General features: G+C 71.7%; 8 protein-coding genes. 5 read left to right on the top strand and 3 right to left on the bottom strand.

From position 1 onward, the window contains the following. Nucleotides 1-105: 105 nt before the first annotated feature. On the bottom strand, nucleotides 106-1383 hold the full coding sequence (locus NR798_RS01690) for an FAD-dependent oxidoreductase (protein WP_375769621.1): 1278 nt from the start codon (nucleotides 1381-1383) through the stop codon (nucleotides 106-108). Nucleotides 1384-1685: 302 nt separating this feature from the next. On the opposite strand from NR798_RS01690, the gene NR798_RS01695 reads away from it, so the two are divergent. The 5 genes from NR798_RS01695 to NR798_RS01715 all read left to right on the top strand — a co-directional run bounded on the left by NR798_RS01695 (nucleotide 1686) and on the right by NR798_RS01715 (nucleotide 11365). Beyond that, nucleotides 1686-4049 carry an ATP-binding protein gene (locus NR798_RS01695; RefSeq protein ID WP_375769622.1) on the top strand — a complete coding sequence of 788 codons (2364 nt, stop codon included), beginning with the start codon at nucleotides 1686-1688 and terminating at the stop codon, nucleotides 4047-4049. A gap of 142 nt (nucleotides 4050-4191) precedes the next feature. Continuing rightward, a complete protein-coding gene (locus NR798_RS01700) occupies nucleotides 4192-5184 on the top strand; it encodes a glutathione S-transferase family protein (protein ID WP_375773708.1) in 993 nt (330 codons plus the stop codon). Nucleotides 5185-5332: 148 nt separating this feature from the next. Next, nucleotides 5333-9424: a protein kinase gene (locus NR798_RS01705; RefSeq protein ID WP_375769623.1), complete on the top strand. Its 4092-nt coding sequence runs from the start codon at nucleotides 5333-5335 to the stop codon at nucleotides 9422-9424. 55 nt (nucleotides 9425-9479) lie between these two features. Beyond that, nucleotides 9480-10472, top strand: coding sequence for an alpha/beta hydrolase (locus NR798_RS01710; RefSeq protein WP_375769624.1), 993 nt, complete (start codon nucleotides 9480-9482; stop codon nucleotides 10470-10472). Between the two features lie 299 nt (nucleotides 10473-10771). Further along, on the top strand, nucleotides 10772-11365 hold the full coding sequence (locus tag NR798_RS01715; protein WP_375769625.1) for a hypothetical protein: 594 nt from the start codon (nucleotides 10772-10774) through the stop codon (nucleotides 11363-11365). 18 nt (nucleotides 11366-11383) lie between these two features. On the opposite strand, the gene NR798_RS01720 is transcribed toward NR798_RS01715, so the two are convergent. Together NR798_RS01720 and NR798_RS01725 are read right to left on the bottom strand one after the other, a co-directional pair. Then, the gene (locus tag NR798_RS01720; protein ID WP_375769626.1) at nucleotides 11384-14074 is read right to left on the bottom strand and encodes an AsmA family protein; all 2691 of its coding nucleotides are present in this window, start codon (nucleotides 14072-14074) and stop codon (nucleotides 11384-11386) included. Between the two features lie 220 nt (nucleotides 14075-14294). Further along, a complete protein-coding gene (locus NR798_RS01725; protein ID WP_375769627.1) occupies nucleotides 14295-15941 on the bottom strand; it encodes a hypothetical protein in 1647 nt (548 codons plus the stop codon). Nucleotides 15942-15943: the final 2 nt, after the last annotated feature.

Genomic DNA, 15943 nt, shown 5'->3' on the forward strand with positions numbered 1-15943 from the left:
CGTGGACGGGTGAAACACCGTGTTTCACCCCGGTTCATACCCCTCCCGGCCGCGCGCTTCACCAACTGGTCCTACTGTCGGACCAGTTGCTCCCGGCCGCGCCCGTCAGGCCCGCCCGCGCAGCATCAGCTTCCAGTAGAGCTGCGGCAGGCCGTACTTCTTCATCAGCCACATGTCGCGGCGCTCCTTCAGGGTGTCGATGAGCGGAATGCTGGGCGTGGGCTTGCCGTCGTAGTCGAACTCGGCGAGCAGCAGCTTGCCGTAGCCGGTGGTGAGTGGGCAGGACGCATAGCCGTCGTAGCTCGCGGTGGGGGCCCGGCCAGCCATGACGGCGAGCAGGTTCTCCACCAGCACGGGCGCCTGCTTGCGGATGGCCGCCCCGGTGCGCGAGGTGGGCAGGTCCGAGGCATCTCCCAGCGCGAATACCTCGGGGTGGTCCGGGTGCTGCAACGTGTGCTTGTTCGCCTTCACCCACCCCTTCGTCCCGCCCTCCTGCCAGGCCAGCGGGCTGCGCTTGATGAAGTCCGGCGCGCTCTGCGGCGGGCACGCGTGGAGGAGGTCGTACGGGAGGACCACCTCCTCGGTGCCTCCGTCCGGCAGCGTCCGCGTGAAGACGGCCTCGTTCCGCTCGCCGCGCACCTCGGTAAGGTTGTGCTGGTAGCGCGCGTCGATGCCGTAGCGCTTCACCACCTGCTCCAGCACCGCGGCGTACTCCTTCACCCCGAAGATGGTCTTGCCGGCCGAGGCGAAGACGACGTGCGCCTTCTCCGTGAGACCCCGCTTCCGGAAGTGGTCCGCCGCCAGGTACATGATCTTCTGCGGCGCGCCCGCGCACTTCACCGGCGTGGCCGGGTGGGTGAAGAGCGCCGTGCCTCCCTGGAAGGCGCGGAGCATCTCCCACGTCTTGGGCGCGTAGCGCACGTCGTAATTGCTGGAGACGTTGGGCCGCTCCGCCAGCGCCTGGCGCAGGCCCTTCACCTTGTCCCAGTCGAGCTGGATGCCGGGCGCCACCACCAGGAAGTCGTAGCCGATGCGCTGGCCGCCCCGGGTGCTCACCGTGCGCGCCACCGGGTCCACCTCCTCGGCCCAGTCCTGAATCCACTTCACGCCCCGGGGAATGCAGCGCGCCTCGTCGCGGATGGTGTCCTCCACGCGCGCCTCGCCCGCGCCCACCAGCGTCCAGAGCGGCTGGTAGTAGTGGTGCGCGCTCGGCTCGAGGATGGCCACGTCCTTCTGTCCCGCGAGCGCCAGCCGCGCCGCCACGCTGATGCCCGCCGTGCCCCCTCCGATGATGAGGACCCGGTGCCGCTCGGCTCCCGGAACCCGGGCCACCGGCACCATCACCGGATCCCTGCAGACCTGCTCGGTCACCCCTTCGCTCATCTCGGCCTCCTCCGCCTCGCGCGGGCGGACCATGTCTCGTGAAACACCTGTTTCCAACACCTGTCTCCGTCTCATTGGAGCCAGGCCCGTTTCACGCGGATTCTGCAGCTGGCATGCCACCCGTTGGGTGCCGGGCACTCGTGAGGTCACGGGGCGAACGGAGGGGCCCCCGACTGTTTCACCGTGTTTCACCACCGAGAGCCCTCCTGGACGAACTCCAGACAGGCGAACCCCGGGTGGCGCCGCTACCGCTTCCGGTCGCACCTTGAAGCCCTCGGGGCACTGTCCACCGCGGTCCAGGAATGCGCACGGCACGGGAAATCCGCCAGGAGATCGAGGCTCGCTTCGGGTTCTTCCCCCCGTTCTTCGCTCCCGCCCAGGACGACCCGCGGGTGCTGGAGAACCTGTGGCAGCAGACGCTCCGCGCCTACGTGGAGAATCCCCTCCCGGTGCTCTTCCGCGAGAAGCTCTTCGCCTGGCTGTCGCGCTACTGCGTGGTGCCCTACTGCGTCGTGTGCCACTCCTGCGCGTTGCGACCCCTGGGGATGACGGCCGGCGAGGTGCTGGCGCTCCTGGAGTCCCTCCCGCCCGAGCACGGGGCCATCGACGAGACGCTCGCCCGCCTGGACGCCAGCGGTGACTCCCTCGAGGGCTGGCCGACGCCCGGCTCGGCCCTGGAGGAGGACCTGTTCCGCTGCTCCGTCTTCCTCTTCGTCCACCAGGCCCAGGCGGAGCGGTGCCGGGAGCGGGTGCGCCGGCTGCTCGGCCCCACGCTCTACGGACACCTCACCGTGTTCCTCGCCTACATGAAGACGTGCCACCTGTGGGTGGAGGCCCATCCGGAGCTGTCCTACGAGGCGGACGAGCGTGCCCGGCAGTACCTGGGACCGCTGCTGCGGGAGGAGCCCCGGCTGGGGGACTTCTTCGCGGGCTACCGCGAGCGGGTGCGCGACGAGCGGATGCAGCGCGAGCGGGAGCTGCTCGAGGCGGCGGGGGCGGTCCAGCGCGCGGAGGCCCTCTCGCAGCGGTTGAGCCGGCAGACGGAGGCGCTGCTCGAGAGCGAGGAGCACCTGCGGCTCGCGCTGGAGTCCGCCGCGCTGGGCACATGGGACTTCAAACCCAGGACGGGGGAGCTGCACTGGGATGCGCGCTGCAAGGCCCTCTTCGGCGTGCCGGAGGTGGCGGAGGTGGACTACGCCACCTTCCTGGCCAGCGTCCTCCCGGAGCAGCGGGACCGGGTGGACGCGGCGGTGGCGCGGGCGCACGCCCCCGGCGGGGACGGCGAGTACCGAGAGGAGTTCCGCATCCGCAGGCTCCAGGACGGCGCGGAGCGGTGGATCTCCTCGCGGGGCCGCTGCTTCTTCGACGAGCAGGGCCGGGCCGAGCGCTTCATCGGCACGGTGATGGACGTGACCGAGCGCCGGCGCACGGAGGACAACCTGCGCTTCCTCGCCCAGGCCAGCGCGCTGCTGGCCACCTCGCTCGACTACGAGGACACCCTGCGCCGGGTGGCCACGCTGGCCGTGCCCGTGCTCGCCGACTGGTGCGGGGTGGACGTGGTGGATGAGCGGGGGCAGGTGCACCGGCTCATCAACGTCCACCGCGACCCGGAGAAGGTGCGGTTGAGCGAGGAGGTCCACCGGCGCTACCCCATCGACCCGGACGCCACCGTCGGTGTCCCCCAGGTGCTGCGCACCGGCGAGCCGCTGCTCATCCCGGAGATCTCCGAGGAGGCGCTCGTGCACTACGCGCGGGACGCGGAGCACCTGCGGATGCTGCGCGAGCTGGGGCTGCGCTCCTACCTGGCGGTGGCGCTGCGCTCGCGCGAGCGGGTGCTGGGGGCCCTCACGCTGGTGCGGGCCGAGTCCGGTCAGAACTATGGCCAGGAGGAGCTGCGGCTGGCCGGGGACTTGGCGCGCCGGGCGGCCCTCGCGGTGGACAACGCGCTGCTCTACCGCGAGGCGCAGAAGGCCATCGGGCTGCGCGATGGCTTCCTCCAGGTGGCCGCGCACGAGCTGCGCACGCCCGTCACCGCGCTGAAGCTCAACGTCCAGGCCCTGGTGGGCTGCACGCGCCGGGAGGAGGCCTGGAGCGAGCGGACCGTGGCGCGGCTGACGGGGCTGGAGCGCGGGGTGGGCCGGCTGGGCGTGCTGGTGGACGAGCTGCTGGATGTGTCGCGCATCACCTCGGGCCGGCTGGTGCTGCATCCGGAGGAGCTGGACCTGGCCGGGCTGGTGCGGGAGGTGGCCGAGCGCTTCCGCTCCGAGGCCGAACGGGCGGGCTGTGCCCTGCGCGTGCGGGGACCCGGGCCGGTGGTGGGCCAGTGGGACCGGCTGCGCCTGGAGCAGGTGTTGAGCAACCTGCTCTCCAATGCCCTCAAGTATGGCGCGGGCCAGCCGGTGGAGGTGGCGCTGAGCACCTCCCCGAGCACCTCCGGCGGGCGCGTGCTGCTGCGGGTGCGCGACGAGGGCATCGGCATCGACGCCGCCGCCCAGGGGCGCATCTTCGAGCGCTTCGAGCGCGCGGTGAGCGACCGGCACTACGGGGGCCTGGGGATGGGGCTGTGGATTACGCGGGAGATCGTCACCGCCATGGGGGGCACCATCCACGTGGAGAGCGCGCCGCGGCAGGGCGCCGCCTTCACGGTGGAGCTGCCCCGGGGCTGAGGGCCTTCGGGCGGCGCGGGCCCCGCCTCTCCGCCTGCCCGTCTTGCGCGCGGGCTCGCTCCAGTCCCGCCGCATGCCCGGACGATTGCCCGCCTGACGCGGCGTGCCAACCGTTTCCAGGCAACGGAGGTGAACCGTGGGAATGCTGGTGGACGGAGAGTGGCGTACGGACTGGTACGCCCCGGACGAGGCCGGACGCTTCGTGCGTCCGCGCACGCGCTTCCATGACAGGGTGTCCGCGAGCGGGGAGGGGCGCTTCCCGGCGGAGGCCGGCCGCTACCATCTCTATGTCTCGTATGCCTGCCCGTGGGCGAGCCGCGCGCTCCTCATGCGCAAGCTCAAGGGACTGGAGGCGGCGGTGGGCCTCACGGTGGTGGACCCGCGCATGGGGCGCAAGGGCTGGGGCTTCGGGGGCTACCCGCGCTCGGGCGAGGACAAGCTCAACGGCGCGCGCTACCTGAGCGAGCTCTACCTGAAGGCGGATGCGCACTACTCGGGGCGGGTGACGGTGCCGGTGCTGTGGGACGGGCGCGAGCACACCATCGTCAACAACGAGTCGCGCGAGCTGATGCGCATGCTGGACACCGAGTTCGACGCCTTCGCCGAGCACCCGGTGACGCTGTGGCCCGAGGGGCTGCGCGAGCAGGTGGACGAGACGATCGACGCGCTCTACGAGCCGGTGAACAACGGGGTGTACAAGGCGGGCTTCGCGAGCAACCAGGGGGTGTACGAGCTGGCGGTGCGCGAGCTCTTCACCGCGCTGCAGCACTGGGAGGAGGTGCTGGAGCGGCAGCGCTACCTGTGCGGCGACGTGCTCACCGAGGCGGACCTCTGCCTCTACACCACGCTGGTGCGCTTCGATCTCGTCTACTACGCGCACTTCAAGTGCAACCTGGCGCGGCTGCAGGACTTCCCCAACCTGTGGAACTACCTGCTGGACCTGTACCAGACGCCCGGCTTCGCGGAGACGACGAACGTCGAGCACATCAAGGTGCACTATTACTGGAGCCAGGACGCCATCAACCCCTCGCGCATCGTGCCGGTGGGGCCGCAGGTGGACCTGCTCGCGCCGCACAACCGGGACCGGCTGGGCCCGCGCAAGCTGGCGCCCGCGCCGGGAATCACGCGGCACTGAGCCCAATATCCCCTCGCCCTCCGGGAGAGGGACGGGGTGAGGGTGCCGGACGTCCCGGGTTGGCTCGCGAAGTCACATCGGTGCTCCCGTGTCCCCATCTCGTCTGGGCCCACTGCCGGTAGACGCGGCGGTGCCACCGGAGCACGAGATGAGCAGGGAGGCCACGCAAGAGGGCAGGCAGGAGGCGCTGACGCCGGGCGGGCATGAGGCCTCCTCGGGCGGCTCGGATTTCGAGGACTCCTTTCTGCGGGAGCTGGGGAGGCCGGAGCCGCTGCCCGTGTTGCCAGTTCCCGGGCAACGGCTGGGAGGCCCGGACGGCCGGCGGTACACGGTGCTCGAGTGGATGGGCGGCGGGGGAATGGGCCAGGTGTTCCGCGCGCGCGACGGGATGCTGCGGCGCGAGGTGGCGCTCAAGTTCCTCCTGCCGCGTCCGGGCTTCGAGGCGGAGGCGCTCGCGGAAGCGCGGGCGGTGGCCCAGTTGGACCACGGGAACATCGTCCGCATCTTCGACGTGGCCCTGTGGAGTGGCCTCCCCGAGGCGCCAGGCGTGCCCTTCCTGGTGATGGAGTGCCTGGAGGGCGAGCCGCTCTCCGCGCGGCTGAAGCGGGGGCGGCTGGAGGTGGGGCGCGTGTTGGAGGTTCTCGAGGGCATCTGCGCGGGGCTGGCGCACGCGCACGAGCGGCGCCTCGTCCACCGGGACCTCAAGCCGGGCAACGTCTTCCTCACCCGCGAGGGGACGGTGAAGCTGCTGGACTTCGGCCTGTCGCACCTCATTGCGGCCAGCGCCGGGCTTGCGCCCCACCTGCCCACGGCGGGGACGCCAGCGTACATGGCGCCCGAGCAGTGGCGGGGCGAGGCGCAGGATGCCCGCACCGATGTCTGGGCGGCGGGCGTGGTGCTGTACGAGATGCTCACCGGAAGGCCACCGTTCGAGGGGGCCACGTTGGGAGCGTTGCGCGAGCGGGTGCTGTCGGAGGAGCCAGCGCCCCCGGTGCGTGCGCGCAACCCGGAGGTGCCACCGGAGGTGGAGCCGCTGCTGGCCACGGCGCTGGCCAAGGCCCCGGACCGGCGCTTCCCGACGGCGCTGGAGCTGCGGCGGGAGCTGCCGGAGCTGCGGGCGCGCTTGGCCTGGCCAGGACTCGAGGAGGAGGGGGAGGCTGGCAGTCAGCAGCGCCGGCGGTTGGTGTTGCTCTCCTGCCAGCTGACGGGCCTGCCGGGTCTCGCGGGGCGGGTGGATGCCGAGGAGCTGGGAGAGCTGGAGTTGGCCTTCCATCAGGGCTGCGTGGAGGTCATCCGGCAGCACGGCGGCAGCGTCACCCTGTGCATGGGCGGTGAGGTGTTCGTCTGCTTTGGCTGTCCGCGGGTGCGGGAGGACGACGCGGAGCGCGCGGTACGCGCGGCGTTGCAGCTCGCTCATACCCTGCCGGCGTCGCTCCAGCGGAGGCTGCCGCACCTGTGCCTCTCGGGGTTGGGCACGAGGGTGGGCCTGCACACGGGCTGGATGATGCTGGATACGGGGGCCCTGCGGGGCGAGGCCCCGAGGGTAGTGTCCTGGCTCGCGGGTCAGGCGGGGCCCGGGCAGGTGCTCGCCAGCGAGGCGGTGTGGAGGCAGGTGCGGGGGGCCTACGAGACGGAACGCCTCGGGACGCGTGACTTCACGGACTTCTCGGGGCCTGTCCACATACCCGTCCACCGCCTCGTTCGCGAGCGGCAGGTGCGGGTGCGCTTCGAGCGGACGCTGGTGGCCGGTGGACTCACGCCCCTGGTCGGGCGGGAGCGCGAGCTGCGGTGGCTCGTGGAGCTGTGGGACAGGGCGAGCGGCGGGCGGGGCGCGTTCGTGCTGCTGCGCGGCGAGGCGGGCCTCGGCAAGTCTCGCCTCCTCCAGGAGTTGCGCGAGCGTGTACCCCCGGAGACGGCCACGCGCTTGCGCTTCCAGTGCTGGTCCAGGGCTGGTGCCAGCGTGCTCCCGCCCATCGCCGAAGTGCTCCAGCGTCTCCTGCGCTTCTCCCCAGAGGGCACGCCCCAGCGGCACCTGGAGGAGTTGGAGACGCAGCTGGGAGCGATGGGCCTGGCCGGGGAGCAGATGCAGCTGCTGGGACTGCTTCTCTCCCTGCCCATCCCCGAGGCCGCCCCGGTGTACCGGCTCACGCTCAAGCGGCGGATGGAGAAGACCTATGAGGCCCTGGGGGAGCTGCTGCTGGGCGTGGCGAAGCAGCGCCCGGTGCTCCTCGCCGTCGAGGACCTGCATTGGGCGGACGTCTCCTGGCTCGAATTCCTCGGCTCACTGCTCGAACGCGTCGAGGGCGCGCGCCTCCTCGTCGTCCTCAGCGCCCGCCCCGAGTTCCAGCCCTCCTGGTCCTGCCGTTCCTGGCTGCACCCGCAGCTGCTGGAGCGTCTGCCGGACGGGCTCGCGGTGAGGCTGGTGAAAGAGGTGGCCCGGGGCACGCCCCTGCCGGAGGAGACGGTGGGCGAGTTGGTGCGGAAGACGGATGGCATCCCGTTCTTCATCGAGGAGCTGACGCGCTTCGTGCTGGAGGGAGGAGCGGCGGCGGCCATTCCGGCCACCCTGGACGAGCTGCTACTGGCACGGCTGGATCTGCTCTGTTCACGGCAGAAGGCGCTGGCCCAGCTGTGCGCGGTGGTGGGGCGGGATTTCTCGCGGGCCCTGCTCGAGGCTGTCCTGGGGCGGGAAGCCACCGGCTTGCAGCGCGAGCTGGCGGGGCTGGTCGAGGCGCAGCTCCTGCAGGAGGGGGGAGAGGGCGTGGACGAGCCCTGTTACCAGTTCCGGCACGCGCTCTTCCAGGAGGCGGCCTACCAATCGCTGCCGCGCGGAGAGCGGAGGCTGCACCACCGGCGCATTGCCCGGGTGCTGGAGGAGCGCTTCCCCCAGGTGGTGGGCACGCGGCCCGACGTGCTCGCGCACCACTATACGGAGGCGGGAGAGTGCGCGTCGGCCATTCCCTACTGGAGCCGGGCCGGAGTGCTCTCCCTGCAGTGCATGGCCACTTCGCAAGGGGTGAAGCATCTCACCCGTGCGCTGGAGCTGCTGCGCCACCTGCCGGAGGCCAGAGCACGCCCGGGTGACGAGCTGCAGGTGGTGACCGTCTTGGGCTACTCCCAGGCCGTGATGGGGGGCTTCGACTCGCCGGACGCGGCGCGGACGTATGCCCGGGCCTGGGAGCTGCTGCGGCGGATGGACGAGGTTCCGCCCAAGTCTGGCGCGTGCTTCTGGGACATCTTCTCCTATCACATGGTACGGGCGGAGTTCCCCCTGTGCTCCGAGCTGGCTGGGTGGGTGATACGCCAGGGAGAGCGCCAGCGAAGCCCGGAGCTGCTCGCCGTGGGCTATTGGATGAGGGCACTGGATTCCGCCTACCGGGGATGTACGCGAGCCGCCCTGGAATACAGCGAGCGCGCGAGGGCCAGCGGGCGCTCGAGCGGAGAGCGGAGCGGAGCGGAGGTGCCGGGGGGGCGGGACGCGTCGGTCCTGATACTGCCCTGGGCCCCCTTCATCCTCTCGGGGTCGGAGCGGTGGGCGCAGGCCCGGGCGTATGCGGCGGACTTGCTGGCGATGGCCCGTCGCATCGGCGAGCCCCTCTCCCTGGTCCGGGTGCTGACCCTCGCCGCGCTGGCCTGCCTGAACCGCCGGGAGGCCCAGGAGGCCTTGCCGTGGGTGGACGAGGTCATCGGCGTGTTCAGCGAGCGCAGCTATTGGGTCTGGCCGGTCTGGGCGAGATTGATCCGGGGCTGGGCCCTGGCGGAGCTGGGTCAGCCTCGGGAGGGCCTGCCGCTCGTGCAACAGGCCGTCGCGCGCTTCCGGGCCCAGGCGCAGAAGGGCGGGCTGTCCTGGTACCTCGGCGTGCTCGCGGGAGTCCACCTGAAGCTGGGTCAAGTCCGCGAAGGGCTGACGGTGGCGCGCGAGGCGCTGGAGCACGTGCGGGCCACGGGAGAGCGTGGCTTCGAGGTCGAGCTGCGCCGCCTGCGCGCAGAGCTGTTGCGCGTCAGCGGGCAGGAGTGCGAAGCCCGGGAGGAGCTCGCGCGGGGTCTCACCGCAGCCCGGGAGCAGGGGTGTCTCCTCTTCGAGCTGCGCACGGTGGTGAGCCTGGGCCGTCTGCTGCGGGACACGGGGCGGCCCGAGGAAGCGCGAGGCCACCTGACACGGCTCCTCGCCCGGTTCGGGGAGGACGTGGACCTGACCGACTTCAGGGACGCGCGGGCGCTGCTGGCGCAGCTGGGGTGAGTTCCCCCGCCGTGCCTGCCTGGTGCACAGTGCGAGCAACACCGGGGGAAGACACATGGGACTGCCCGCCATCCTGTCGACACTGATTGGCACGAGCCTCGCCACGGGGGCACGGCGCCTGAAACACGGCCCGCTGCGGCCCGGGTGGAGCTTCAAGTACGAGGCCACGGTGGCCTGCATGCGGGCCACCAACGAGCGCGTCGTCCACCTGGACGCGCCCGCGCAGCGCGAGGAGATGGAGCGGCTGTCCGTCCCTTCCCCGGCGCTGAAGCGGGTGCGGCGCGAGCAGGTGGATGCGGGCGGAGTGCAAGCCGAGTGGTTCACGCCGCCCGGGGCCGCCGGGGACTCGGTGGTGGTGTACCTGCACGGGGGCTCATACGTCTTCGGCTCCACGCGCACGCACGGGGACCTCATCGCGCGAATCGCGCTGGGCACGGGGGCACGGGTGCTGGGGCTCAACTACCGGCTGGCGCCCGAGCACCCCTTTCCCGCGCCGGTGGAGGACACGGTGGCGGCGTACCGCTGGCTGCTGTCCACCGGGGTGAGGCCGGAGCGGGTGGTGTTCTGCGGAGACTCGGCGGGGGGCGGGCTGGCCATCGCCTCGCTGGTGGCGCTGAGAGACCGGGGCGAGCCGCTGCCGGCGGGGGCCGTGCTCATCGCGCCCTGGGTGGACCTCGAGTGCAGCGGGGCGAGCGTGGTGGCCCACGAGCGCTTCGACTGGGGCGACAAGCGCATGCTGCTGCACTGGGCGAAGTGGTACGTGGGCGAGGCCGACGTGAGGAATCCGCTCGTCTCGCCCTGGTACGCGGACCTGCGCGGGCTGCCGCCCTTGTTCGTGCACGTGGGAAGCGCGGAGCTGCAGCACGATGACGGCGTGCGCATCACCGAGAAGGCGCGCGCGGCCGGAGTGAAGGCGCACCTGGAGGTGTGGCCGGAGATGGTCCACAACTTCCAGACTTTCGGTGAAGGTTTCCCCGAGGCCGTGCGAGGCACCGCGAAGCTGTGCGAGCACGTGCGCGGTGTACTCGCGGAGGCCGCGCCCCGGTAGCGCGCGCCTTCTCTTCTTCTCGCGCCGTGGGAATCGTGTGGCGGCGGGCGGGAGCAGTGTTGGTCCTCGGACGCGGATCGCCCGCAGCGTCTGGGAATGGCCATGGGGGGGATTGCCGGGATTGCGCAGGTTGCCGATATACCTTCGGTCTGAAAGGGAGGCCGGGTGGGTAGAGCCCCGGGGAATCACGAGGGCAGGGGGCCTCTCGCCGGTTCCGGACACGCGCCCCGTCTGGGAGTCACACCATGGCCCGGCATCGAAGCACACGCTCTCCCCGTACGGACACGCGAGTCTCCGGCTTGCTCATCCAGCTGCTCACCACCGAGTGGACGAAGGAGTCGCGAGGTGGAGCGGGCGCGCGGGGGCGCGACACCACGCCCGTGGCGAGCGAGCTGCCCGAGGCCCTGGGGGGAGCCTGGGGCGAGGGCTCCTTCCCGCTGCACCACGTGTACTTCTCCGAGCAGCGGCGCTTCCTGCCGAGGGACTGGACGGAGGTGCGCAGGGGCAAGCCCTTCGTCGAGCTGGAGGCCTTCCGGGTGGAGCGCTCGGAGGCGGGCGTCCGGGTGCTGCTGGACTACGGGAAGATGGGGATGCCGGGACGGCTCGAGTGGAGCGGCCTGTCGCGGGGTGAGCCCCACGAGGAGCTGTTCCGCCTGATTCCCGGCGAGTGGGCGCGCGGCGTGTACAACGAGCGCATCCAGTACTGGGAGACGGGGCACGGGGGCTACTGCAGGCACGTGCTCAACGTGGGCCTGCTGTGCGAGGCGAGCCTGGACGTCTTCCTGCGCACCGCGCCGGAGACGGAGGTCCGCCGCGAGTTCCTGCTGCGCCAGCGCGGGCCCGCGGCGCCGGGGGCTCGGAGCACCCGGCTGCCCGCGGTGGCGCAGCACTGAGACGGAGACGAGACGTCCCTAGCGTCCGAAGAGGCCGCGGAGGCGCTTCTTGGCTTCCTCCTCGGCCTTCTTGCGCGCGTCATCGGCCTCCTGCCGCGCCTTCTCCTCCAGCTCCTTCTGACGCTTCTCCGCCTCGACCCGCGCCGCTTCCTTCGCCGCGTCCGCGCCGCCGGTGATGACCTTCCCCACCTCCTTGCCCTTCTCCCCTAGCAGCTGCGTCGCCGCGCTCGCCGCCGCCATCTTCCCGATGGCCACCGCCGCCGGCTTCACGTCCAGCCCCGTCACCTCCGGGCTCCACGCCTTGCCCGTCAGCTTCAGCGCCACCGGCAGCGGCTCGGTCGGCTTCGCCCGGCCCACCGTGATCTTCTCGATGAGCTGCGGCTGCAGGTGCACCATCCCCGTCAGATCCAGCGTCCCGTCCAGCCGGATGCCTCCCTCGAAGCTCATCGCCGCCTCCGGCCTCGTCCAGGTGATGGGCTTGGAGAGCTGCGCCACGCCATTCTTGATGGTCACCCCGAACGGCAGGTTCTCCGCCAGCTCGGTGATGCCATCGCTGTCCAGCACCTTGCCCGCGAAGGGCAGCGCCTTCACCAGCGGTCCGGTCACCGCCGCCGGAATGTCCATGCCCGAGAACGCCCCGCCCAGCAGGTTGCCCTGGATGGCTCCGGCGAGCCGCTCCTGCAGGCTGGCCATCTCGTAGCCCACGCCCGACAGGTTCAGCTGCCCGTCGAACGTCCCCTCCAGCACCTTGCGCGGCACCCGCTTGGTCAGCGCCTGCGCCACGTTCATGCCCTTCACCTCGGCCTTCAGCTCGAAGGGCCGCTGCGCCGCGTCGGGCCCCAGCCGCACCGTGCTCCCGTTCGCCGACACCGTGCCGCCGTAGATGCCCGTGGTGAAGCGCTCCACCGTGATGAGGTCATCCACCATCTTCAGGTCGGCCACCATGTTGGACAGGTCCATCTCGTTCATCCGCAGCGCGCCAATCTTGAACCGCATGTCGCCGCGCATGCCGTTGAAGCGCTTGGGATCCTTCGGCCCCTCCTCCGGAATCGGACCGCCCACCGTGGCGGCGATCTCCTCGTCCGTCATCAACAGCTCGTCCGCGTCGAGCCGCGGGCTGTCGAGCGCCAGGGCGAACGTCATCGTCTCCTTCGCGCCCGTGCCCGACTGCGAGTACGACGCCGTACCCGCCATCGTGTACTCGAGCAGGGCGATGCCCAGCCGGCTCAGGTCCACCTTCATCGGCTTCTTGCCGCTCTCGGGTTGGTAGGTGCCCGCCGCGTCCACCGTGAAGGTCTGCCCGGGGCGCTTGTCCAGCAGCAGCCCCGGCCGCATGTCCACGCCCGTCAGGTCCGTCTTCGCGTCGAAGCGCAGCGGGCCCCCGCTGGCCGCCGCCCCGGTGAGCCGCGCCGTCAGCCGCATGGGCGCGCCCGCCTCCTTGGAGAGCTGCTCGGGGATGCGCAGCCGTACCGGCGTCAGGTCCACCTCCGCCGTCAGCGCTTGCGATTCCTGCGTGCCCCCGCCCCGCACCACCAGGCCGATGGGGCCCGCCACCTGGTTGGCGAGCTGCTTGCGCAAGGGCGGGTAGTACTCGGCCAGCACCGCCGGATCGAGGTTCTGCCCCACCAGCTCGAAGTCCTGCATGGCGGGCGTCTCGGTGAGCAGCCCCTTCACCTGGCCCTTGCCGGTGAGGCGCGCCGGGCCGAGCTCCATCCGCAGCGTCTGCAGGGACAGGTCGCCCTTGTCCATGTCGCCCGTCACGTCGGTGTCCACCACCACGTCGAGCGCCTTGCCGCCCTCGGCCCCGGCGAAGCGCAGGCCCTGGGCGCGCAGGCCGCCCTTGAGGTGGGTGGGTCCGGTGCCGCCGGGCACCGCCGCGCCCAGCTCCGCCGTCCAGTCCGCCTGGAGCGTGCCCGCCTGCAGCCCCATCTCCGCCCCGAGGAAGGGCCCCAGCGGCGCCAGGTCGATGGGCTCGGACTTGAGCACCACGCGCTCGGGCACGGGAATGAGCGAGGCCGGCAGCGGCGTGGTGTGCAGCGTGAGGTGGAAGTTCTGCTTCTCGGCCAGCACCGCGGCGTGCAGCACCACGTCCAGCGGCTTGCCCGCGCGCAGGTCCTTCACCTCCACGTCGAGGTCGGAGATGGCCAGCTCGCGCGCCTGCGCCGCGCTCCGGTCGATGAAGCGGATGGTGGCGTCCGTGAGCGCCGCCCGGTCCACGCGCACCGCCGACAGGTCCGTGGGCTGCTTCTCGGCGGGCGGCTCCTCCTTGGGCTGCTGCTGGGCGAGCTTCTCCTGCAGCCGCGACACGTTGGTGGTGCCATCCGGCAGCCGGACGACGTTGACGGTGAGCCCGGACACCTCGGCGTTCTTCACCTGGATGTCCTGGCCGCGCGAGGTGAGGGCGGGCCAGAGCGCCACCTCCACGTCGAGCTCCTTCAGCTCCGCCAGGGGCACCTGCTCGCCCTCGGCGGCGCCCACCACCACGTTCTCCACCTCGACGCCCACGTGGGGGACGAGCTGGGTGGAGATGTCACCAATCTCCACGGGCCGGCCCAGCGTCTGGGAGAGCGCCGCGGCCTCGGTGCGGGCGCGCTGGAGGAGGAAGGCGTCGAGCCGCCACAGGGCCACCGCCACCACCCCCACCAGCAACAGGACGATGCCGCCCAGGACATAGGGCCAGCGCTTCTTCTTCGGCTGCTGTTCGGACATCTCTCGGTACCTCCACCCGCCAGGGGCCTCGGGGGTTGCACGCAACCAGGGCTGTCAGGCAGGCGAACCCTTAACCCAGGAGGCCCCCTCCCGCACGTTCCGCGTGCACGGGAGCTCGGGACAGATTGTTGAAGATGGCATTCAAGGGCTTGGACGGGAGCCGGTGGCGGATATGCAATCGGCCCCGGGGGACATGCCCGCCCGGCCGCTCCCCCGTGTTTCAGTGGGAGCGCACGGGCGGCGTCCACTGGAGGGGGCCCCGGGGCACCGTCCGTCCCAGGCCGAAGTGGTTGAGCACCATGCGGCCCTGCGTATCCACGGCCCGCACGTCGTCCAGGACCTTTCTGACGAGCCGTGCGGTGCTCATGTCCACCAGCAGGCCCTCGGCGTAGACGAAGCTCCCCGCGGCCACGACGCCGTACACGGTCTGCTCGCCGAGCTCGCGCTGCTCTCCCGTCGCGGTGTCCATGAGCCAGAGGCGGCGGCTCTGGTTCTTGCGTCCGGCGTACCGCTGCACCAGGGCCCGAGTCCCCTCCGTGTATTGCACCTCGCCTCGCATCGGGTGCACGGTGCGCGTCTCCAGGTCCACCACGCTCTGGGCGGAAGCGGACGGCGCGCCGCCCTCCGGGGAGGAGGGCATGACCGGGAACAGCCGGAGGGGACCGTTGGAGGGCGGGGGCCGTGTTTCGTACCCGCTGGAGATGCCGAGCGGTTGGTGGACCCGGGCCCCGTGCAGCTCGAGCGCGTTGCCCTGGGCGGTGCAGGCCACGAGCACCTGCTCCCGCTCGGCATCCACGTGGAGGACGTTGGCGCGGCAGCTCGCGGGCACCCACTCGGTGCGCTGGCCCGAGGCCTGCTCGACGAACACCTCTCCCTGCTCGCCCTGGCGCAGCAAGGCGTCTCCGAGCGGCTGGAGGACACCTTCCCTCGGGACGAGCGGACCCGCGTCCACCCGGCGCAGCAACCACGAGGCCGAGTCGCCCTCCTGGCCATAGGTGCCGAAGGACATGATGGGACCCCGGCAGTACCTGGAAGCGAGCGAGGTCTGCGCCCGGGGCCAGGTGAGCTGTCCATCCCCATCCGTGTCCTGGGTGACGACGCCGAACCACACCCACCGGCCCTCCGGGTCGAGCACGGCCTGGCCCAGCAAGCCGGGGCCATGGGGCACCTCGCGCCGGGTGCCGTCCCGCAGGTCGACGAGGAAGGCCGTGGCCCGCTTCTCCGGCCCGCTCAGGGACACGAGGAGCAGGCGCTGGCCGTCGCGGGAGAAGGACACGGGCAGGGAGGCGGTGGGCGCGGTGCTCTCGGGGATGGCCTCGGGAGGGGCCAGCTCGTGCTCGGCGCGCGTGTACGTGTCGAGCAGCCGGAGCGAGCCGCCGCGGACCACCACGAGGTAGCGGCCGGTTGGATCCGCGGCGAGGAAGTCCTCGAGCCGCTCGCCTTCGCCGGGCTCGAGGAACAGGTAGGGGGCGAGCGCGTCCCCAAACGTGTCCCCGTGCCGGCCGAAGTGGAGCTCCCGCTTGCCATCACCATTGGTGTCCTCGCGGGCCTGGCAGGCGATGACCCAGCGCCCGTCCTTGGCGGCCCGCTGGAAGAGGATGGGGTCGCGCGTGCCGATGGGGCCTGTCTCCCGCTGCAGGCCCGTGGGAGGCGCCACCGTGAACTCCGGGGCCGGAGGGAGCGCGGCCACCGGTGGGCTCTGGGGCTCGGGGGCGGGAGCGGTGACGGGCGCGCTGGTGGGCTCGGGGGCTGGAGCCGGGGCGGCAACGGGCGGGCTGGTGGGCTCGGGAGTGGGCGGGGGCGAGGCTCTCCGCGCCGCACAGGCGGGCAGCAGGAGGGCGGAGGCGAGCAGCACGCGGAGTTTCATGA

It is taken from the genome of Archangium gephyra (genome assembly GCF_042230915.1).
In the GTDB taxonomy this organism is placed as follows: Bacteria; Myxococcota; Myxococcia; order Myxococcales; family Myxococcaceae; genus Archangium; species Archangium gephyra_B.

Excerpts from the sequence above, each read along its gene's own strand:
- NR798_RS01690 (WP_375769621.1), bottom strand. The coding sequence starts at position 1,383 with ATGAGCGAAGGGGTGACCGAGCAGGTCTGCAGGGATCCGGTGATGGTG.
- NR798_RS01695 (WP_375769622.1), top strand. The coding sequence starts at position 1,686 with ATGCGCACGGCACGGGAAATCCGCCAGGAGATCGAGGCTCGCTTCGGG.
- NR798_RS01700 (WP_375773708.1), top strand. The coding sequence starts at position 4,192 with ATGCTGGTGGACGGAGAGTGGCGTACGGACTGGTACGCCCCGGACGAG.
- NR798_RS01705 (WP_375769623.1), top strand. The coding sequence starts at position 5,333 with ATGAGCAGGGAGGCCACGCAAGAGGGCAGGCAGGAGGCGCTGACGCCG.
- NR798_RS01710 (WP_375769624.1), top strand. The coding sequence starts at position 9,480 with ATGGGACTGCCCGCCATCCTGTCGACACTGATTGGCACGAGCCTCGCC.
- NR798_RS01720 (WP_375769626.1), bottom strand. The coding sequence starts at position 14,074 with ATGTCCGAACAGCAGCCGAAGAAGAAGCGCTGGCCCTATGTCCTGGGC.
- NR798_RS01725 (WP_375769627.1), bottom strand. The coding sequence starts at position 15,941 with ATGAAACTCCGCGTGCTGCTCGCCTCCGCCCTCCTGCTGCCCGCCTGT.